The sequence below is a fragment of the Klebsiella sp. RHBSTW-00215 genome (assembly GCF_014103785.1).
GTDB lineage: Bacteria > Pseudomonadota > Gammaproteobacteria > Enterobacterales > Enterobacteriaceae > Klebsiella.
Window position 1 is genome coordinate 3,062,939 of sequence record NZ_JABXQS010000001.1, and the last position, 19,915, is coordinate 3,082,853.

Consider the following 19,915-nt stretch of genomic DNA (forward strand, 5'->3'; position numbering starts at 1 on the left):
GAATACGAGCACAATTGCTAAATTATCGAAATTACAGATGACCGTGGTTTATCGCAGTCAGCGGCTCATTAACGTCGAAGATTTTGCAGATAACCTCATCCACCCCCAGAGACTTCAGGCGCGCGGTGTGCTTATTGAGGTAAGCAAGCGCGGTCTCTTCATCCTGGAAAAGATAAATTCCGCCTGCTTCATGATTCTGTTCGCTTTCAGTCCAAACCTTCCAGATAAACCCCGGTTCCTGATTAATTGACTCGGCCAGCTCCACAAGCTGACGGGACATCTCGCTACCGAAGGGTCCGTTAAAGGCAAAGTGCAGCTGCAGTAGTTTTTTCGACATAGTTCCTCCTTGGATGGTGTACAGCGGTAATGCTTCATTTTAGTGACACAAGGGTGAAATTATCACCACTTATTTTTTAACGGCACGAAATGCTAAGTCACTGATTTTTAACCGCACGAAACATTAAAAAACCAACAACACGGCATGCTAAATCGCAGTTAATATTCAACTGGCAAATATAAGGTTGCTTATTAATCAAGGAAAAAGTATGGCACATAAAATCAAAGCGCTGGCGATATCGATCGGCGCAGCCCTGGCGTTAACCTCCTTTGCATCCCAGGCTGAAATTACGCTATTAAAACAAGACCCTCAAGCGGGCGATCCGTTAAGTCGACTGAACTTCACCGTCGGCGGGAGTATTCGTCCGCAGTTCAATATGATGTCCGGCGATGGCGATAAAGGCTCTTATAAACGTAACGGTTTCGACGGCGGCACCCGTTTCCGCTTCGCGGCTGACTACTATCTGTTTGATGATATTAGCTGGATCAGCTACTACGAGCTGGGTGTCAATATTCCGGCGCTCTTCGACTGGGATAACCACTATGCCGAAGGCGCAAACGACACCAGCCGCCGTATGCTCTACACCGGCCTGAAAAGCGATACCTGGGGGACGTTAACTTACGGTCAGCAGAACAGCGTTTATTACGATGTGGTGGGCGTGAAAACCGATATCTGGGATTACGACATGGTCGGTCAGGCTCCGGGCAACGGGATCAACGGCGATTACGATGGATCTTACCGTTCACGCAATATGCTGAAATATAAGAAAACCGTCGGTGACGTCGATCTCTATGCTTCTTATCTGTTTGAAGACAGCGAATATCTGCCGGGCAACGGTCTGCGCTATAAGCGTAAAGGCGGCGGCTCCATCGGTGCGGATTACCACATCATGAAGGACCTGACCTGGGGCACAGCGTGGAACTATACCCGCGCCGATATGCGTAACCCGTCAAATTCGGACAGCAAATCTTACGACCAGAATATCGTCGGTACCGCGCTGAGCTGGACGCCGGATAACTGGACCTTCTCCTTCGGCGGCGGTTGGTATCAAAACTTCCTGACCACCAAGAAAACCGATGTACACAACTACTTCGCGGGCGATGCCTGGGGGATTGAGTACTTTGCCGGTTATAAATTCCCGATTGGTCAGTATGCGCTGAAATCTATTCAGCCGTACTTTATGGGCGACCGCCTGCAATACGTGAATGGTCGCAACTACCAGCGCATTGATAACGGCGTCGGCGTGAGCTTCCAGCTGGATTACGGCTTCCGCGTTGATTACGAACACGTCTTCACGTCCAGCACCGACAACCTGGGCGATATGAATCTGGTGCGACTGCGCTACGACTTCTAAGTTGTGGCAGCTCCCCGGTGGCGCGATGCGTCGGTTTTCTCCCTCTCCCCAAAAGGGAGAGGGGATCACTCCTCTGCACTTTTTAGCCAGGCAGCGAGCTGGTTTTCTCCCTCTCCCTGTGGGAGAGGGCCGGGGTGAGGGCATTGGGGGACTTTTCCCCCTCACCCTAACTCTCTCCCCAAAAGGGAGAGGGGATCACTCCTCTGCACTTTTTAGCCAGACGGCGAGCTGGTTTTCTCCCTCTCCCTGTGGGAGAGGGTCGGGGTGAGGGCATTGGGAGACTTTCCCCCCCTCACCATCATCCTCTCCTCAAAAGAGATAGGAGATCATTCTTCTGCACTTTTTAACCAGGCGGCGACTTCCTGCCAGCTGCCGCGAAAGATAATCTTCTCCGCCTTTTTCCCGAGCTGATAGCGGTACATTGGATCGTAATACTCGTTCAGCAAGGGAACCAGCCAGCCAAAATGGACATCGGTGCTGCCGGTATGCTGCTGCTCAGCCAGCGCCTCATTAAGCAGAGCGGTGAGCTGGGCAAAACGCTGTAACCCCAGGCGGCGGCGAATGGCGAACAGACCATGATGCAGATATTCGCTGTACTCTTGCCACCCAGGTTCCTCGCCATATGCGTCAATAAACTCACGATGCATCCGCGTGAAATACTCCTCGCGCAGCCGCTCAAGACGGATCTCAAACGGGTCCTCCACCACCGCCAGCGGCGACTGCGCCATACGCAGACGCATACACTCCGGCAGATGATTCGCGCCAATCATATGCCCTTCATCTTCCAGCACCCAGCACGTCTGCTGCGCGGACTTTTTAAGCATCGCCACCGCCAGGTGATTTTCAAAGGTGGCCTGCTGATGCTGCTCCTGCAAAGTCCGGCCAAACGAAGAGCCGCGATGATGAGCGAGGCCCTCGAGATCGATACCGTCAGGTTGGGCGCAGACCAGCTGGGTTTTTCCGTTACCGGTACAGCCGCCGATTAGCACGATAGGGCGCTGCACCAGCTCTTCGGTGAGCTGAATAGCCGCCTGGCGCAGTGCTTTATAACCGCCAACGATCAGCGGGTAATCAACGCCCGCTTCTTTCAGCCACTGCTGCACGATATGCGAACGCTGGCCGCCGCGGGCACAGCACAGATAGCCATCGGGATGGCGCGCGCAGGCCTCTTTCCATGCGGCAAGGCGGCTGGCGCGAACCTCGCCGTTCACCAGCTGGTGGCCCAGTGCGAGCGCGGCTTCCGCGCCCTGGCGCTTGTAGCAGGTGCCGACGGCGGCGCGTTCGTCATCGTTCATTAGTGGCAAATTGACTGCCGCAGGCATTGCGCTTTGCCTGAACTCAATGGGGGCGCGCACGTCAATCAGCTGCGTATCGCTGGCAAGAATCTGTCGAATATTCTGTGGTACTAATTCCATCATCCAAACCGTTAATCAATCCTGACGCGTCGCTCGACGCGATAATCCGTCTATTGTACGCGGTGAGCGGAATGCTGGATTGATTTTTCACGGTGTATCGCTGAATAGCGTCAGGAATCCCTGAATTTCCGGGGCGGAATGGCTGAACAGCGAGGCGATATCCTGCACCGCTTTGCCGGGATGATCTTTGCGCCAGGCGAGGCTGAGAGGCGAAGGCGGGCGCATGGCCGGAATTTGCCGGGCAATAAGCTCGCCGCGGGCGATAAGCGGCTGGCACAGCGGCTCGGGTAAAAAACCAATACCGACGCCTGCGATATGCGCCGCGACTTTGGTTTCAATATCCGGAACGATAATCTCTTTTTGCCCCGGCAGACGCCAGGCGACGCGCTTGGTCAACCGGCGGGCGCTGTCCTCAATATTCACCGCCGGATAGCGACGCAGCTGGGCTTCCGATAGCGGATCGGCTTGCTGGCTTAAGGGGTGATGCGGCGACATCACAAACAGCCAGGTCACTTCGCCCAGCGGATTAACCGCAATGTTTTCCGATAAGGGTTCGGTGCCGGTTACGCCAATCGCCAGCGAAAAGTCATCGTGCAGAAGCGTATCCCAGACGCCCATATAAATTTGGCGTGAAAAGTGAAATTGCGTAAAGGGGTAGCGTTGAGTGAGCCAGGAGAGCAGCCGCGCAATCGCGCTGGGGTCGTACATCAGGTTGTTGACGACAATATTGACCTGACGCTCAACGCCGTCGTTAATCTGCTGCAGTTCTCCGGGCATGCTGTCAATCCAGCCCAGCCACTCTCTGGCCTGCGCCAGCAGATGCATTCCCGCCGGGGTTAGCAGGACGCTGCGGGTGGTACGACTAAAGAGCGCCACGCCGGTGTTATCTTCCAGCAGCTTAATGCGATAGCTGATGGTGGCGGTGGTTTTGTACAGTTTTTCCGCTGCTCTGGAGAAGCTGCCGGTCTCCGCGACGCTCACAAATGTGCGCAGTGTTTCGGGATCTAGCATCGCCAATTTCCTCGTTATTTAATAATTCACCCCTGATTTTTAAGTATTTTTTCATAATATCCTTTTCAATAATGTGGCTTAAATCAGGTTTTGGAAAATTATTCCAACTTATAGTTGATGTCACTTTTAGATGACTCTGGATTGACCGCTACTGACATTACCCGCGATGTGTAAGACGGTAGAACAGTTTTTAATGACTAAGGAAAATGCAATGAAGCTTGAAGTATTGCCGCTGACGCGCGAAGCATTCCGCCTCTATGGAGATGTTATCGAAACGCAAGGACAAGATTTTTTCCATATTAATGATGGCAAAGTGCAGCGCTTTCACGATCTGGCGAAGGTCGAGACGCTCCAGCAGGATCGGACGCTGATCAGCATTAATCGCGCCCAGCCAGCGGTGCTGCCGATTGTGGTGACCGAACTGGAACGCCATCCGTTAGGCACCCAGGCGTTTATGCCTATGAATGGCGAAGCCTTTGTCGTGGTGGTCGCGGCGGGGGGCGATGAGCCGGATATGAACACCCTGCGGGCCTTTATCTCTAACGGCTGTCAGGGCGTCAATTATCACCGCAATGTCTGGCATCACCCACTGTTTGCCTGGCAAACCGAAACTGATTTTTTAACTGTCGATCGCGGTGGAAAAGATAACTGTGATGTCGTGGAGATCCCGACCGTGGAGTTGAGCTTTGCGTGAGGTTGCACGTGACGCTACCGATTATCTTGCATAACATGTGGGCGCTTACACACTATTTATGCTCAGGTTTTGAGCCGGAGATAATCGAGGTATGACAGAAGTTAGAAGGCGCGGAAGGCCGGGCCAGCAGGAGCCGACCGCGCAAAAAGGCGCACAGGCGCTGGAGAGAGGGATCGCGATACTGCAATACCTTGAAAAGAGCGGCGGCAGTTCGTCGGTTAGCGATATTTCCCTGAATCTGGACTTACCGTTATCGACCACCTTTCGCCTGCTGAAGGTGCTGGAAGGCGCAGATTTTGTGTATCAGGACAGTCAGTTAGGCTGGTGGCACATCGGTCTTGGCGCATTTAACATCGGCTCGGCGTATATCCATAACCGGGATGTTTTATCAGTAGGCGGGCCGTTTATGCGCCGATTGATGCTGATGTCGGGCGAGACGGTCAACGTGGCCATTCGCAACGGTAACGAAGCGGTGTTGATTGGTCAGCAGGAGTGCAAATCGATGGTCAGGATGTGCGCTCCGCTGGGAAGTCGATTGCCGCTGCACGCGTCGGGGGCGGGGAAAGCGCTGCTGTATCCGCTGTCAGCAGAAGAGCTGATAGATGTCATCGTGAAGACCGGGTTGCAGCAATTTACGCCGACGACCATTGTCGATTTACCCGCGCTACAGCGCAATCTGGATGAGGCAAAAGTCAGCGGCTACTGCATCGACCAGGAGGAGCACGTGACAGGATTAAACTGTATTGCTTCAGCGGTTTACGATGATGTGGGGAGCGTAGTGGCGGCCATTTCGATTTCCGGGCCCGCTTCCAGACTCACTGCGGACCGCTTTGTCAGCCAGGGAGAGCTGGTGAGGGAGACCGCAAGGAATATCAGTACGGCGTTGGGTCTTAAAACTCAGGCGGATTGATAGCAGATTCGACCCGCTCGCAGGAGCGGGACTTTTTTGGTTGTATTCAAATTTGGAAAATTTTTCCAACATAGTGAGGTAGTGAAAATGGCAACAATGAGAGCCGTCGACGCGGCAATGTATATACTTGAAAAAGAAGGGGTTAACACCGCATTTGGCGTGCCTGGCGCGGCCATTAACCCTTTCTACTCAGCGATGCGCAAGCACGGCGGTATTCGTCATATCCTGGCCCGCCACGTAGAGGGCGCGTCGCATATGGCGGAAGGCTATACGCGCGCCACTGCCGGTAACATCGGCGTATGCCTGGGAACATCCGGCCCGGCGGGTACGGATATGATTACCGCTCTTTACTCTGCCTCCGCCGATTCCATTCCCATTCTGTGCATTACCGGTCAGGCACCGCGCGCTCGTCTGCATAAAGAGGATTTCCAGGCGGTGGATATTGAATCTATCGCCAAGCCGGTCACCAAGATGGCGGTGACCGTACGTGAAGCGGCGCTGGTGCCGGGCGTGCTGCAGCAGGCTTTCCACCTGATGCGTTCCGGCAGACCGGGTCCGGTGCTGATCGACCTGCCTTATGATGTCCAGGTGGCGGAAATCGAGTTCGATCCTGAGCTGTATTCGCCGCTCCCGGCTTATAAACCTGTCGCCACGCGTCCACAAATTGAACGTGCGCTGGCGATGTTACTGATGGCGGAGCGCCCGGTGATTGTCGCCGGTGGCGGGGTGATTAACGCCGACGCCGCGGCGCTGTTGCAGCAATTTGCGGAAATCACCCATGTACCGGTGATCCCGACGCTGATGGGCTGGGGCTGTATCCCGGACGACCACGAGCTGATGGCGGGAATGGTTGGTTTACAGACTGCGCATCGCTACGGTAACGCCACGCTGTTGGCCTCCGACCTGGTGTTTGGTATCGGCAACCGCTTTGCTAACCGTCATACCGGTTCGGTAGAGAAGTACACCGCAGGGCGCAAAATCATCCACATTGATATCGAACCCACGCAGATTGGCCGTGTATTGTGCCCGGATTTAGGCATTGTCTCCGATGCGAAAGCCGCGTTAACCCAACTGGTGGAAATCGCGCAGCAGATGCAAAAAGAGGGCCGCCTGCCGCGCCGTGAGAGCTGGGTAGATGAGTGCCAGCAACGCAAACGTACGCTGCTGCGTAAAACGCACTTCGATAACGTGCCGGTTAAACCGCAGCGCGTCTACGAAGAGATGAACAAATCCTTTGGCCGCGACGTGTGTTACGTCACCACTATCGGTTTGTCGCAAATCGCTGCCGCGCAGATGCTGCACGTATTTAAAGACCGCCACTGGATCAACTGTGGTCAGGCGGGGCCGCTGGGCTGGACGCTTCCTGCCGCATTGGGCGTGTGTGCCGCCGATCCTGAACGCAACGTAGTGGCGATCTCCGGCGACTTCGACTTCCAGTTCATGATTGAAGAGCTGGCGGTAGGTGCGCAGTTCAATATCCCTTACGTTCACGTGCTGGTGAACAACGCCTACCTGGGCTTAATTCGTCAGTCGCAGCGCGCGTTTGACATGGATTACTGCGTCCAACTGGCGTTTGAAAATATTAATTCCAGCGAAGTCAACGGTTATGGCGTTGACCACGTGAAGGTCGCTGAAGGCCTCGGTTGTAAAGCGATCCGCGTCATCAAACCTGAAGACATTGCGCCAGCATTTGAACAGGCGAAAGCGTGGATGAAAGAGTATCGCGTCCCGGTAGTCGTGGAAGTGATCCTTGAGCGCGTCACCAATATCTCGATGGGCAGCGAGCTGGATAACGTCATGGAATTCGAAGACGTTGCCGACAGCGCCATCGATGCGCCGACCGAAACCTGCTTTATGAAATATGAATAAATGAGGTGAACCTATGTTGCGCTTTTCTGCCAACCTATCAATGTTATTTCTGGAATATGATTTTTTGGACCGCTTTGAGAAAGCGGCAGCCTGCGGTTTTCGCGCCGTTGAATTTATGTTCCCGTATGACTATGCGCCCGAGGTATTAAAGCAAAAGCTGAGCGACAACCAGCTGGAGCATACCTTACATAACCTACCCGCTGGCGACTGGGCGGCAGGGGAGCGCGGCATTGCCTGTATTCCCGGCCGCGAAGCGGAATTTCGCGAAGGCGTTGATGCCGCTATCCGCTACGCCAAAGCGCTGGGCAATCGCAAAATCAACTGTCTGGTCGGTAAAACGCCGATGGGCTATCGCGAAGAGCACATTCGCGCGACGCTGGTGGCGAATTTACGCTTTGCCGCCGCTGCGCTGGCCCAGGAAGGCATCCTTCTGCTGATTGAGCCGATTAATTATTTCGATATGCCGGGTTTTTATTTGAATACGACTCATCAGGCGCTGGCGCTGATTGATGAAGTGGGCAGCGATAATCTGAAAATCCAGTACGATATTTACCATATGCAGCGCATGGAAGGGGAATTAACCCATACGATGCAAACTTATGCCAATCGTATTGGCCATTTACAGATTGCCGATAACCCAAACCGCGGCGAGCCGGGAACCGGTGAAATTAATTATGATTATCTTTTTAAATTTATCGATAAATCAAGTTATGACGGCTGGGTTGGCTGTGAATATAAACCGTTGAGCACCACTGAAGCAGGTCTGACATGGTTTAATCACTACCGTTAATTCTTAATTTACCCGTCATACTTCAAGTTGCTTGTGCGTCGGCTGCATTCACTCACCCCAGTCACTTACTTCTGTAAGCTCCAGGGGATTCGCTCTCTTGCCGCCTTCATGCAACTCGAATTATTTAGGGTATATATCGTTGGGCAGTATTTATTATTCCATTTCCAGGAAGGGATAACTATTGCCCAAATAAATCGAAACAGAAATTCTAAGAGGACACTTATGAAACTGGGATTTATTGGTCTGGGTATTATGGGCACCCCGATGGCGATTCGCCTCGCTAAAGCAGGCCACGCTCTGCATGTCACCACCATTGGCCCGGTTGCCGACGAGCTGCTTTTGCAGGGCGCACAGCATCTGGCCACCGCAGAGCAGGTCGCGGAGCAATCTGAGATTATTTTTATTATGGTCCCGGATACCCCGCAGGTTGCCGAAGTGCTGTTTGGTGAACACGGCTGCGCCAAAGCGGCGCTGAAGGGAAAAACGCTTGTTGATATGAGCTCTATCTCGCCGATTGAAACCAAGCGCTTTGCCCAGCAGATTCGGGATTTAGGCGCGGATTATCTGGATGCGCCGGTTTCCGGCGGCGAAATCGGCGCGCGCGAAGGCACGCTCTCGATTATGGTTGGCGGTGAAGAAAGCGTGTTTAATCGCGTGAAGCCGCTGTTCGATATTTTGGGGAAAAATATCACCCTCGTCGGCGGCAATGGCGACGGGCAAACCTGTAAAGTCGCCAATCAGATTATCGTGGCGCTGAATATCGAAGCGGTCTCTGAAGCGCTGGTTTTTGCTTCGAAAGCCGGTGCCGATCCCGCTCGCGTACGTCAGGCGCTGATGGGCGGCTTCGCGTCTTCGCGCATTCTGGAAGTGCATGGCGAAAGAATGCTGAACCGGACGTTTAATCCGGGCTTTAAAATTTCGCTGCACCAGAAGGACCTTAATCTTGCACTGCAAAGTGCGAAAGCGCTGGCGATTAATTTACCGAATACCGCAACCTGTCAGGAGCTATTTAACACCTGTGCCGCAAACGGTGGCAGTGAATTAGATCACTCGTCTTTAGTTCAGGCCCTGGAATTAATGGCAAATCATAAAATATCTTAATAAGAAAATGCTGCCGGTTCAGGCAGCATTTCTAAACCTCTGTGGTGAGTTTATGGATACTAACAATAAAACGGGTATCGACTATTGGAAGAAAATAGTCGTGGTAATGAGTCTGGGTTGGGTGGCGATATGGATTTACCGAACCGTATTAACGCCTATTTACCCTGAAATTCAGGCCTCGCTGGGCAACGTCAGCAATGCTGAAATTGGCGCAATTGCCAGCTTCTATTTTCTTGCCTACTGCGGAATGCAAATTCCCTGTGGAATTCTGGTTGATAAGCTGGGCCAGAAAATTATGCTGATGTGTGGTTTCTCACTGTTCATTATCGGCACGCTGAGCATCGCTAATGCAGGAAATCTGACGCTAATTTATATAGGTTCGTTGCTGGCCGGTGCGGGCTGCGCTTCCTTCTTTAGCTCTGCCTATTCGCTGTCGTCAGCTAACGTACCGCAGGAACGCCGGGCGCTGGCTAACGCCATCATCAACAGCGGCTCCGCCATTGGGATGGGGATTGGCCTGATTGGCTCGAGCATCCTGGTCAAAAGTATGCATATGGCCTGGCAAAACGTGTTGTTTATTGTCGCCGCGATTCTGGTGATGATGCTCTGCGTCTTTACCCTGGTGATTCGTCGCAAGCTGAAAGAGCCAGCCGCAGAGGTCAATAAAAATAGCGCCGTGGCGTCAGCACCCGTTGAGGATAAATCAGCACCGCTGTTTTCCCCGCTGCTATGCAGCGTCTACTTTCTCTATTTTTGCACCTGCTACGGCTATTATCTGATCGTCACCTGGCTGCCTTCTTATCTGCAAACCGAACGCGGGTTTGACGGCGGCGCCATTGGTCTTGCTTCAGCGCTGGTGGCGGTGGTCGGGGTTCCGGGCGCGCTGTTCTTTAGTCATCTCTCGGATAAATTCCGCGACAGTAAAGTCAAAGTGATCCTCGGGCTGGAGATCGTCGCCGCCGCGATGCTGATGTTTACCGTTCTGTCACCGAATACCACCATGCTGATGATTAGCCTGGTGCTTTACGGCCTACTGGGCAAAATGGCCGTTGACCCGATTCTGATCTCGTTTGTCTCCGAACAGGCGTCAGCGAAAACATTAGGTCGCGCCTTCAGCTTATTTAATTTCTTTGGTATGAGCTCAGCAGTGGTTGCACCGACGCTCACCGGTTTTATTTCCGACCTGACTGGATCAAAAGAAATTAGTTTTGTGATGTCTGCCGGGTTAGTTATCACCGGAACATTAGTGTTTGCGCTGATTACTTTGCGTAAGAACAAAATACAGCCTAAGACAATCCCAGTATAATAAAAATAATAATCATAATAATAAGTTTTTTGTTCCACATAGCTAAACCTATTTACAAACGTAATCCGATGCGTATTAAGAGGGAATTATGGAACAAACACAAGATCTATATAAAGCCAGAGGTTACAGCGACGATCTATTACCAAAAGTAGAATCGCAGCGTAACTGGAAAACATTTAACTACTTTACTTTATGGATGGGCTCCGTACACAACGTACCTAATTATGTGATGGTTGGCGGGTTTTTTATTCTTGGTCTGTCAACGTTTAGTATTATGATGGCGATAATATTAAGTGCATTTATTATTGCGCTGGTGATGGTGTTTAATGGTGCCGCCGGGAGTAAATATGGCGTACCGTTTGCCATGATATTAAGAGCCTCTTATGGCGTGCGCGGGGCATTATTACCCGGACTGCTCAGAGGCGGCATTGCGGCGATTATGTGGTTTGGCTTGCAATGCTACGCAGGATCGCTGGCCTTTCTGATCTTATTAGGAAAACTGTGGCCGTCGTTTCTGACGCTCGGCGGTGATTTCAAGCTGCTGGGGCTGTCGCTACCGGGGCTGATCGCCTTTCTGGTTTTCTGGTTGATTAACGTTGGTATTGGTTTTGGTGGCGGAAAAGTTCTCAATAAATTCACCGCGATACTGAATCCCTGTATCTATATTGTCTTCGGCGGCATGGCAATCTGGGCTATCTCGTTGGTAGGGATCGGTCCGATCCTCGACTACCTGCCGACCGGAGTGGCAAAAGCGGAACATACTGGCTTCTTGTTCCTGGTGGTGATTAACGCGGTCGTCGCCGTATGGGCGGCCCCTGCGGTGAGCGCATCGGACTTTACCCAGAACGCGCGCTCGTTTCGCGATCAGGCTCTTGGCCAAACGCTTGGCTTAGTGGTGGCTTATATTCTGTTTGCAGTCGCCGGGGTGTGCATTATCGCCGGAGCCAGTATCCATTACGGCATGGATACCTGGAACGTGTTGGATATTGTGCAGAAATGGGACAGCCTGTTTGCCTCATTCTTTGCGGTACTGGTGATATTAATGACCACGATTTCGACCAACGCCACCGGTAATATTATTCCGGCGGGTTATCAAATCGCGGCGATTGCCCCAAGTAAACTGACGTATAAAAACGGCGTGCTCATCGCCAGTATTATTAGTCTGCTGATCTGTCCATGGAAATTAATGGAAAACCAGGACAGCATTTATCTCTTCCTTGATATTATCGGCGGCATGCTTGGCCCGGTTATTGGGGTGATGATGGCGCACTATTTTGTCGTGATGCGCGGGCAAATTAATCTTGATGAGCTGTATACTGCGCCCGGTGATTATAAATATTTTGATAATGGCTTTAACGTTACTGCATTTATTGTCACGATTGTGGCGGTTATTTTGTCGCTGGGTGGGAAGTTTATTCCGCTACTGGAGCCATTCTCACGAGTGTCATGGTTTGTTGGCGTTATTGTCGCCTTTGCGGCGTACTCATTACTGAAAAAACGGACGCTGCCGAATAATATTTCTCGCCCGGGTGTGGCTAACTGATTTTATTATTGCCAGGAAGATTTATTTCATGGATGAAGAATTAATACCCAAAGCCATTCGTATTGCAACCTGCGTGGATGCAAGCAGAAGTATGGCGGGTTACTCGTCTGTACACATACAAGGAGTTTTATATGTCTTTTGATTTAATCATTAAAAACGGCACCGTTATTCTGGAAAACGAATCTCGGGTGGTGGATATCGCGGTTACCGACGGCAAAATCGCTGCTATCGGTGAAAACCTTGGCGAAGCAAAGCAGGTGATGGATGCTTCGGGCCTGATCGTTTCGCCGGGGATGGTCGATGCGCATACGCATATTTCTGAACCGGGCCGTACCCATTGGGAAGGTTACGAGACCGGCACTCGCGCGGCGGCAAAAGGCGGCATCACCACGATGATTGAAATGCCGTTGAACCAGCTGCCAGCTACCGTCGATCGTGAAACTATCGAGCTGAAATTTGACGCCGCGAAGGGCAAGCTGACCATTGACGCCGCGCAGCTTGGCGGCCTGGTTTCCTACAATCTGGATCGTCTGCACGAGCTGGATGAAGTGGGTGTGGTCGGCTTCAAATGCTTCGTTGCCACCTGCGGTGACCGTGGAATCGATAATGATTTCCGCGATGTTAACGACTGGCAGTTCTTCAAAGGCGTGCAAAAGCTGGCCGAGATGAAGCAAACCGTGCTGGTGCACTGCGAAAACGCGCTGATCTGCGATGAACTGGGCGAAGAGGCGAAAAGGGAAGGCCGCGTGACTGCCCATGATTACGTCGCGTCGCGTCCGGTATTTACTGAAGTAGAAGCTATTCGCCGCATTCTGTACCTGGCGAAAGTCGCCGGTTGCCGCCTGCACGTGTGCCACGTTAGCAGCCCGGAAGGGGTTGCCGAAGTGACGCGCGCCCGTCAGGAAGGCCAGGACGTCACCTGTGAATCCTGCCCACACTACTTTGTACTGGATACCGATCAGTTCGAAGAGATTGGCACCCTGACGAAGTGCTCTCCGCCGATTCGCGATGCGGAAAACCAGAAAGGTCTGTGGGAGAAGCTGTTCAACGGCGAAATCGACTGCCTGGTCTCCGACCACTCTCCGTGCCCGCCGGAAATGAAGGCTGGCAACATCATGCAGGCCTGGGGCGGGATTGCCGGTCTGCAAAGCTGCATGGACGTGATGTTCGACGAAGCGGTGCAGAAGCGCGGCATGCCTCTGCCGCAGTTTGCTCGCCTGATGGCGACTAACGCTGCCGATATTTTCGGCCTTAAGCATAAAGGTCGTATTGCTCCGGGCAAAGATGCCGACCTGGTGTTTATCCAGCCGAACAGCAGCTACGTCCTGCAGACGGAAGACCTTGAATATCGCCATAAAGTTAGCCCGTACGTGGGGCGTAAGATTGGCGCGCGTATCACTAAAACCATCCTGCGCGGCGATGTGATTTATGACATCGAGCAGGGCTTCCCGCATGCGCCGAAAGGGAAATTTATCCTTAAGCATCAGCAGTAATGGACGAATAAACAGCTGGGGATGGTTTTCTCCCTCTCCCTTTGGGAGAGGGCCGGGGTGAGGGCATTTGTGGGCATATTTCCCCTCACCCTAACCCTCTCCCCAAAAGGGGAGAGGGGACCGTTCCTCGCCCCATTCTATATTTAGCGCCTGTTTAACGGCAGGCGCTTTTTCAGGATTTCATCATGGTGGTATTTCCGCTAACTAAACGAAACACCCTGGCGGGATTTCAATGGTTCTTCTTTATTTTCTGCAACACCGTTGTGGTACCGCCGACATTACAATCCGCTTTTCAGCTTCCGGCCAGCGCGCTGATTACGCTCACCCAATATGGTTTTATCACCACCGGTCTGGCCTGCCTGGCGCAGGCGATATCAGGTCACCGGCGCGCCATTATGGAGGGCCCGACGGGACTCTGGTGGAGCACGATCCTCACCGTTACCGTCGGCGAAGCCGCGCGCGGCACCCCGTTCGACAGCATTGCGACCAGCCTCGCGGTCGGCATATTTCTTTCAGCTGTGTTAACTATCATCATTGGCGTCAGCGGCATCGGCCATCGCCTGGCTAAACTCTTCAGCCCGACGGTAATGGTCTTTTTTATGCTGCTGCTCGGCGCGCAGCTCACGACTATCTTTTTCAAAGGCATGCTCGGGCTGCCTTTTAGCTCGACGCAGGCCAACGTGGCGATTCAACTGGCACCATTCGGCCTCGCGTTGGCGGTGATGACCCTGGTGCTGGGGATGATTATTTTCCTCCCGGACGGCATTGCCCGCTACGCCTTGCTGGTGGGGACGCTGGTGGGATGGGCAGGCTGGTATCTGCTGTTCCGTACTCCGCCCGCCACGGCGGCATCCGGCCCGATTCATTGGCAATGGTTTCCTCTGGGCTACGGCGGCGAATTACGTCCCGGTATTATTCTGACGGCATTGTTGGCGGGGCTGGTGAATATTACCAACACCTACGGGGCCATCCGTGGCACCGACGTTTTTTACCCTGAACAGGGAGCCAGCAATACCCGCTATCGACGTAGTTTTATTATTTCCGGATTGATGACGCTCATTACGGTGCCGCTCAGCGTGGTGCCGTTTTCGCCGTTTGTCTCATCAATTGGTTTATTAACCCAAACCGGAGAAACCTCGCGCCAGCCGTTTATTATCGGCTGCCTGTGCTGTCTGCTGGTTGGGTTATTTACGCCGCTGACCCATTTTTTTACCACCCTGCCGCTGCCAATTAGCAGCGCGGTGATGCTGGTCTCTTATCTGCCGTTGTTATATTCCAGTTTATCTTTCAGCAAGCAAATTACCTTCACTGCACGAAATATCTACCGGCTGGCTCTGCCGCTATTTGTCGGCATTTTTTTAATGGGTCTTCCGCCGGTCTATCTCCAGACGCTGCCTCTGACTATCCGCCCTCTATTGGGTAACGGCTTATTAATTGGCGTGCTGCTGGCGGTGGTTATGGAAAATCTCATTCCCTGGGATCGTATTAAATGATGACATCAATAAAGGATGAACCATGAAAATTATTATTGCACCGGACTCTTTCAAAGAAAGCGTCAGCGCCAGCCGCTGCGCCCAGGCGATTAAAGCGGGTTTTGTCTCTATTTTTCCGCAGGCGGAGTACGTCTGCCTGCCGATTGCCGACGGCGGCGAGGGAACGGTTGAGGCGATGGTTGAGGCCACCGAGGGCAAAATGGTGATGCTGCCGGTGATGGGGCCGATGGGGGATTTTGTTGGAGCCTTCTATGGCCTGAGCGGTGACGGTCAAACCGCATTTATTGAAATGGCGGCAGCCAGCGGGCTGATGCTGGTCCCGGTCGGGGAGCGTAACCCTATGCGGGCCACCAGTTACGGCACCGGGGAGTTGATTCGCCACGCGCTGGACGCCGGGGTTCGCCATATTATCCTCGGTATTGGCGGCAGCGCCACGGTTGACGGCGGAATGGGGATGGCCCAGGCGCTGGGTGCACGCTTCCTTGATAACATCGGTGAGAGCGTCGGACTCGGCGGTGGCGCATTAGAGCGGCTGGTGCAGATAGATTTGCGCGATCTTGACCCGCGCCTTAGCGAATGCCGGATCGACGTCGCTTGCGATGTTGATAACCCGCTGCTTGGCACACGCGGCGCGGCGGCGGTGTTTGGGCCGCAGAAGGGAGCCTGCGCACGAATGGTCGAAGCCCTTGAGCGCGGATTAGAAAACTATGCTCAGGTGCTGCTGGAGGCAACCGGTCAGGATGTGACGACGATTGTCGGCGGCGGCGCGGCCGGGGGGATGGGCGTGGCGGCCTGCGTGTTCCTCAACGCGGCGCTGAAGCCGGGCATCGATATCGTCATTGAAGCCGTTCATCTGGAGGAGGCGCTGCGCGATGCGGATCTGGTGATTACCGGTGAGGGGCGGATTGATTCGCAGACCGTTGGCGGTAAAGCACCGATTGGCGTGGCGCGGATTGCCAAAAAGCACGGTATCCCGGTTATCGGTATTGCGGGCGTGTTGGGCGATGGCGTCGAAGCGGTTCACCAGCACGGTATTGATGCGGTATTCAGCATTTTGCCCGCGCTCGCGCCGCTGGATGAAGTATTGGATTGCGGAGAGCAGAACCTTTACGCCAGCGCGCGCAATATTGCCTGTGCGATCAGGCTTGGCCAGAACATTCCCGCCTGAACAAAAAATGCCACGGTTCTCACCGTGGCAAAATCCAACATAGCTAAACAAAAAAAATTTTATGAGATGGGTAACAAATCCGTCTTTGCTATTGCGCCTGCCTTTCGCCGGGTGGCGGCTGACGCCTTACCCGGCCTGGGAAAGCGACGAGATTTACCCGTAGGCCCACGCAAGCGAAGCGCCGCCGGGCAATACATCAGATCTCAACGTCGCGATGGCAATCTTTCGAGTAGATATAGCTAAACGCCTCGCGCCCGACGCCATATCCCGCCTGCAGTGAATAAGCGCCCATAAAGATATAATCGCCTTTTTTCACCGGTACCCAGTTGTTGTCGAGGTTATAAACGCCCTGGCCGGAAAGAATATAAGCACCGTGCTCCTGCACGTGGGTTTCGATATAACCGTGGCTGGCACCCGGTTCGAAAGAGAGAATGTGCATATTCATATCGAAACCCAGCTCTTTCGGCAGGAAATCGATCAGAATAACGTCTTCCATCCCTTCATAATGAATCCGCTCAAGCTGGCTGACGTTACCAGTGACCAGATAAGGCGCATGATTTTCAACCGGAATATAGCGGCGCTTGTAAAGGAATAGCTGGCTGTCGCCTGCATAGTTATTAACGAACGTCACTTTCTCGCCCGGTGGGCAATACAAATAGCCGCCCTCGGTCAGCGGGAGAGTTTTGCCTTGCGCCTGGGCGGTGATTTCACCCTGAATCACATACAGGAAGGTTTCAATTCCTTTGCCGCCAAAGCCGCTCTGATTACCGCCGTTGTCATGCAGCGTGACCAGATAATCAACAAAGGTTGCGCCTAATTTCGGCGTCGACAGAATCGTCACATCGCAGTTATCAAATCCCGGAATAATATTTTTGACCAGGCCATCCGGCGTCAGCAGCGCGTAATTACCGTGGCGCACGATGGAACGGCTGGCCAGTAAATCGTCGCGATAACCCACTACATTATTTAAATATCCCATTATTTTTTCCTTATTCAGTCCAGGCCAGTTGATGCAACATTAATGCGAGGGTATTCACGCCTTCCGCCAGATCGTCGATATGCGTGCTTTCCGCCGGGTTATGGCTAATACCCTTTATGCTCGGCATAAAGATCATGCAGGTCGGGAAGCAGGGGGCGAAAATTTGCGCGTCATGCCCCGCGCCGCTGTGCATCACGCGGAAATTAACCTTCTCTTTTTCGCAAAGCGCGGTGAGCTGGGTGACCAGCGCTTTGTCCATCGGTACCGGGGCTTCATCCATCCACAGATCGATCTCGATGCCGATCTCCATTTCCTGACAGATCCGCCGCATATCGGCTTCGATCACTTCGGTAAATGCCGTTAATTCAAACGCATCGGTATGGCGGCAGTCCATGGTAAAGACCGTTTTACCCGGTACCACGTTGACGGTGTTCGGCTGCGGGTCGACCTTACCGAAGGTCAGAACCAGCGGGTCGCCGTGGGCTTTTGCCTTGGCGATAGATTCACAGCAGATGCGGCTGAAGGCGTGGATGGTATCGCGGCGGTAGCCCATTGGGGTGGTGCCCGCATGGTTGGATTCGCCGTTAAGGGTGATGGTGTAACGGCGCTGTCCGACGATGGCGTTGACCACGCCGATGGACTGCTTGTTGGTTTCCAGTACGCGGCCCTGTTCGATATGCAGTTCAACGAAGGCCTTAATATCGCGGCGCGGGGCCAGCGGCGCGGCGGGTAGCGTGAAACCGCATTGCTTCATGGCATCAACAAAAGCCACGCCTTTGGTATCTTTGATATCGCGAACGTCCGCTGGGTTGGCGATGCCGACGATATTTTTGCTGCCCCAGAACACATAAGGGAAGCGGCTGCCTTCTTCTTCCGCTAACGCCAGCACTTCGACGGTACGCAGCGGCGCGCCGTAGGTCTCTTTCAGCCAACGTACCGCCAGCCACGCCGCCAGCGCGCCGAACTGGCCGTCAAGATTACCGCCGTTGACCACGCTATCAATATGCGAGCCGCTAAGGATAACTTCGTCGGGAAAGCGCGTACCGGGCAGGCGGCCATACAAGTTGCCGACCTCATCAAAGCGCGTCTCCAGCCCGCTTTCGCTCATCTTTTGTTTGAACGCCTGCTGTGCCTGTAGCCATTCCGGCGAGTAGAGCAGGCGGGTTATGCCCCCGGTTGGGTCAGCGCCGAAAGAGGAAAGCCACGGCAACGTCTCTTCAATTGCCTGTCGAAAATAATTAGCCATACGCAACTCCTGTATCTTAATTTATTGAGCAAAAGGGGAATTGGTTTCATAAGAGCGGTTATATAAAGCGTCCGAAACCAGATAGTCATAAATCTCATCAACGATATCGATACCGTCGACGGCGCTGTTTTTCTCGTTGATATCCAGGTTCTGCCCCGGGTAATAAACCTGGTTAAATCCGGGGGCTGGCGTAATGGCGTTTAATTCGCGCATGGTGTCGCTGATATGCTGGCGGAATAACGCGCTGGAGGAGAAAAATTCCGGGTTGATAACGATATGCAGCTGGCCGAGTTCGCGTCCCTGGCTCAGGTTGTCATACATTGAGCTGACCTGACGGCCAAAGGGAAGGTTGAGCAAAATGCCGGAGAGCACATCGATCATCATCATCAGGCCGTAGCCTTTCGGTCCCGCAGCCGGCAGCAGGGCGTGAACGGCAAACGGGTCGCTGGTCGGCGCGCCGTTTTTATCCACCGCCCAGCTATCGGGGATGGTTTCATGACGCGAGCGGGCGTCGAGAATTTTCCCCCAGGCCTGCACGGTAGTGGCCATATCGAAGGTGATAATATCGTCGCCCTCGCCGGGTGCGGCAAAGGCTAGCGGATTGGTGCCGTAATAGATTTCCGCACCGCCAAAAGGGACCACCATCGGGTCTGACTGACACAGCGAAAGCCCAATAAACCCGGCGCGGGCCGCCTGCTGTGCGAAGTAAGAGATCGCGCCGCTATGCCCCATGCGCCGAATGCCAACCACGGCCACGCCGTTTTCCCGGGCGATTTCTATCGCCTGTTCCATACCCATTTTGGCGGCGACCTGACCGGCGGCGTTATCGGCATGCAAAATCCCGCTGCAGGGGCCGCTCTTTTCAAAGGTGAAGGTGGGGTTACGATTGGTTCCGCCTTTTGAAATACGCTCCGCATAATATTCAACGCGAACCGCGCCGTGCGAATGAATTCCCCTGGCATCGGCATAAACCAGCACGTCGGCAATAATATCCGCGTGATGATGAGTAAGCCCTGCTGTGTTCAGCTTATTGGCAATAAGCTGATGAAGTGTTTCCCGACTGACTTTCATCTGTCTTCCTTTTAACGACGGTGTAGAGCCTGACTGACGACTAAAATACGGGGAAAATAAACTTAAATTGTGATCTGTACGGGTAAAAATAGTTAGTTAGATTTTATTTGATAATCACCGTCGGTTTATCAGAAG

Annotated in this window: 17 protein-coding genes; 11 read left to right on the forward strand and 6 right to left on the reverse strand. The window is 53.4% G+C overall.

The window, feature by feature from the left end; translation table 11 throughout:
* Window positions 1-31: 31 nt before the first annotated feature.
* The gene (locus HV127_RS14525; RefSeq protein WP_110273111.1) at window positions 32-337 is read right to left on the reverse strand and encodes a monooxygenase; all 306 of its coding nucleotides are present in this window, start codon (window positions 335-337) and stop codon (window positions 32-34) included.
* A gap of 208 nt (window positions 338-545) precedes the next feature.
* Between HV127_RS14525 and HV127_RS14530 the strand changes: the two genes are divergently transcribed.
* Window positions 546-1,691: a porin gene (locus HV127_RS14530; RefSeq protein ID WP_182236876.1), complete on the forward strand. Its 1,146-nt coding sequence runs from the start codon at window positions 546-548 to the stop codon at window positions 1,689-1,691.
* A gap of 326 nt (window positions 1,692-2,017) precedes the next feature.
* On the opposite strand, the gene mnmH is transcribed toward HV127_RS14530, so the two are convergent.
* The gene (gene mnmH / locus HV127_RS14535; protein ID WP_182240656.1) at window positions 2,018-3,106 is read right to left on the reverse strand and encodes a tRNA 2-selenouridine(34) synthase MnmH; all 1,089 of its coding nucleotides are present in this window, start codon (window positions 3,104-3,106) and stop codon (window positions 2,018-2,020) included.
* A gap of 87 nt (window positions 3,107-3,193) precedes the next feature.
* Complete coding sequence (gene allS, locus HV127_RS14540) at window positions 3,194-4,117, reverse strand: HTH-type transcriptional activator AllS (RefSeq protein WP_182236878.1); 924 nt, start codon at window positions 4,115-4,117, stop codon at window positions 3,194-3,196.
* A 211-nt stretch (window positions 4,118-4,328) separates the two neighbouring features.
* Between allS and allA the strand changes: the two genes are divergently transcribed.
* The 10 genes from allA (at window position 4,329) to glxK (ending at window position 16,484) form a co-directional block, all read left to right on the forward strand.
* Complete coding sequence (gene allA, locus HV127_RS14545) at window positions 4,329-4,811, forward strand: ureidoglycolate lyase (protein ID WP_110273115.1); 483 nt, start codon at window positions 4,329-4,331, stop codon at window positions 4,809-4,811.
* 91 nt (window positions 4,812-4,902) lie between these two features.
* Window positions 4,903-5,721 (forward strand): HTH-type transcriptional repressor AllR, encoded by an 819-nt coding sequence (gene allR / locus HV127_RS14550; protein WP_181483249.1) that lies wholly within the window; start codon window positions 4,903-4,905, stop codon window positions 5,719-5,721.
* An 87-nt stretch (window positions 5,722-5,808) separates the two neighbouring features.
* Window positions 5,809-7,590, forward strand: coding sequence for a glyoxylate carboligase (gcl, locus tag HV127_RS14555; protein WP_182236880.1), 1,782 nt, complete (start codon window positions 5,809-5,811; stop codon window positions 7,588-7,590).
* A gap of 13 nt (window positions 7,591-7,603) precedes the next feature.
* Window positions 7,604-8,380 carry a hydroxypyruvate isomerase gene (hyi, locus tag HV127_RS14560; RefSeq protein WP_182236882.1) on the forward strand — a complete coding sequence of 259 codons (777 nt, stop codon included), beginning with the start codon at window positions 7,604-7,606 and terminating at the stop codon, window positions 8,378-8,380.
* Window positions 8,381-8,602: 222 nt separating this feature from the next.
* Entirely contained in the window at window positions 8,603-9,481 is an 879-nt protein-coding gene (glxR, locus tag HV127_RS14565; RefSeq protein ID WP_181483246.1) for a 2-hydroxy-3-oxopropionate reductase, read from the forward strand.
* 52 nt (window positions 9,482-9,533) lie between these two features.
* Entirely contained in the window at window positions 9,534-10,787 is a 1,254-nt protein-coding gene (locus tag HV127_RS14570; RefSeq protein WP_182236884.1) for an MFS transporter, read from the forward strand.
* A gap of 88 nt (window positions 10,788-10,875) precedes the next feature.
* Window positions 10,876-12,330: a putative allantoin permease gene (locus HV127_RS14575; RefSeq protein WP_182236886.1), complete on the forward strand. Its 1,455-nt coding sequence runs from the start codon at window positions 10,876-10,878 to the stop codon at window positions 12,328-12,330.
* 131 nt (window positions 12,331-12,461) lie between these two features.
* Window positions 12,462-13,823, forward strand: coding sequence for an allantoinase AllB (gene allB / locus HV127_RS14580; RefSeq protein WP_182236890.1), 1,362 nt, complete (start codon window positions 12,462-12,464; stop codon window positions 13,821-13,823).
* A gap of 185 nt (window positions 13,824-14,008) precedes the next feature.
* A complete protein-coding gene (locus HV127_RS14585; protein WP_182236892.1) occupies window positions 14,009-15,316 on the forward strand; it encodes a uracil/xanthine transporter in 1,308 nt (435 codons plus the stop codon).
* Between the two features lie 22 nt (window positions 15,317-15,338).
* Window positions 15,339-16,484, forward strand: coding sequence for a glycerate 3-kinase (gene glxK, locus HV127_RS14590; RefSeq protein WP_182236894.1), 1,146 nt, complete (start codon window positions 15,339-15,341; stop codon window positions 16,482-16,484).
* Between the two features lie 196 nt (window positions 16,485-16,680).
* On the opposite strand, the gene allE is transcribed toward glxK, so the two are convergent.
* Genes allE through allD form a run of 3 tightly spaced genes read right to left on the reverse strand, consistent with a single transcriptional unit; the run spans window position 16,681 to window position 19,780 of the window.
* The gene (gene allE, locus HV127_RS14595; protein ID WP_182236896.1) at window positions 16,681-17,463 is read right to left on the reverse strand and encodes a (S)-ureidoglycine aminohydrolase; all 783 of its coding nucleotides are present in this window, start codon (window positions 17,461-17,463) and stop codon (window positions 16,681-16,683) included.
* A 10-nt stretch (window positions 17,464-17,473) separates the two neighbouring features.
* Complete coding sequence (allC, locus tag HV127_RS14600; RefSeq protein WP_182236898.1) at window positions 17,474-18,709, reverse strand: allantoate deiminase; 1,236 nt, start codon at window positions 18,707-18,709, stop codon at window positions 17,474-17,476.
* 21 nt (window positions 18,710-18,730) lie between these two features.
* Window positions 18,731-19,780: an ureidoglycolate dehydrogenase gene (gene allD, locus HV127_RS14605; RefSeq protein ID WP_182236900.1), complete on the reverse strand. Its 1,050-nt coding sequence runs from the start codon at window positions 19,778-19,780 to the stop codon at window positions 18,731-18,733.
* Window positions 19,781-19,915: the final 135 nt, after the last annotated feature.

Excerpts from the sequence above, each read along its gene's own strand:
- allD (WP_182236900.1), bottom strand. The coding sequence starts at position 19,780 with ATGAAAGTCAGTCGGGAAACACTTCATCAGCTTATTGCCAATAAGCTG.
- allB (WP_182236890.1), top strand. The coding sequence starts at position 12,462 with ATGTCTTTTGATTTAATCATTAAAAACGGCACCGTTATTCTGGAAAAC.
- HV127_RS14585 (WP_182236892.1), top strand. The coding sequence starts at position 14,009 with ATGGTGGTATTTCCGCTAACTAAACGAAACACCCTGGCGGGATTTCAA.
- allR (WP_181483249.1), top strand. The coding sequence starts at position 4,903 with ATGACAGAAGTTAGAAGGCGCGGAAGGCCGGGCCAGCAGGAGCCGACC.
- allS (WP_182236878.1), bottom strand. The coding sequence starts at position 4,117 with ATGCTAGATCCCGAAACACTGCGCACATTTGTGAGCGTCGCGGAGACC.
- allC (WP_182236898.1), bottom strand. The coding sequence starts at position 18,709 with ATGGCTAATTATTTTCGACAGGCAATTGAAGAGACGTTGCCGTGGCTT.
- glxK (WP_182236894.1), top strand. The coding sequence starts at position 15,339 with ATGAAAATTATTATTGCACCGGACTCTTTCAAAGAAAGCGTCAGCGCC.
- HV127_RS14525 (WP_110273111.1), bottom strand. The coding sequence starts at position 337 with ATGTCGAAAAAACTACTGCAGCTGCACTTTGCCTTTAACGGACCCTTC.
- HV127_RS14530 (WP_182236876.1), top strand. The coding sequence starts at position 546 with ATGGCACATAAAATCAAAGCGCTGGCGATATCGATCGGCGCAGCCCTG.
- allE (WP_182236896.1), bottom strand. The coding sequence starts at position 17,463 with ATGGGATATTTAAATAATGTAGTGGGTTATCGCGACGATTTACTGGCC.
- hyi (WP_182236882.1), top strand. The coding sequence starts at position 7,604 with ATGTTGCGCTTTTCTGCCAACCTATCAATGTTATTTCTGGAATATGAT.
- allA (WP_110273115.1), top strand. The coding sequence starts at position 4,329 with ATGAAGCTTGAAGTATTGCCGCTGACGCGCGAAGCATTCCGCCTCTAT.
- HV127_RS14575 (WP_182236886.1), top strand. The coding sequence starts at position 10,876 with ATGGAACAAACACAAGATCTATATAAAGCCAGAGGTTACAGCGACGAT.
- gcl (WP_182236880.1), top strand. The coding sequence starts at position 5,809 with ATGGCAACAATGAGAGCCGTCGACGCGGCAATGTATATACTTGAAAAA.
- HV127_RS14570 (WP_182236884.1), top strand. The coding sequence starts at position 9,534 with ATGGATACTAACAATAAAACGGGTATCGACTATTGGAAGAAAATAGTC.
- glxR (WP_181483246.1), top strand. The coding sequence starts at position 8,603 with ATGAAACTGGGATTTATTGGTCTGGGTATTATGGGCACCCCGATGGCG.
- mnmH (WP_182240656.1), bottom strand. The coding sequence starts at position 3,106 with ATGGAATTAGTACCACAGAATATTCGACAGATTCTTGCCAGCGATACG.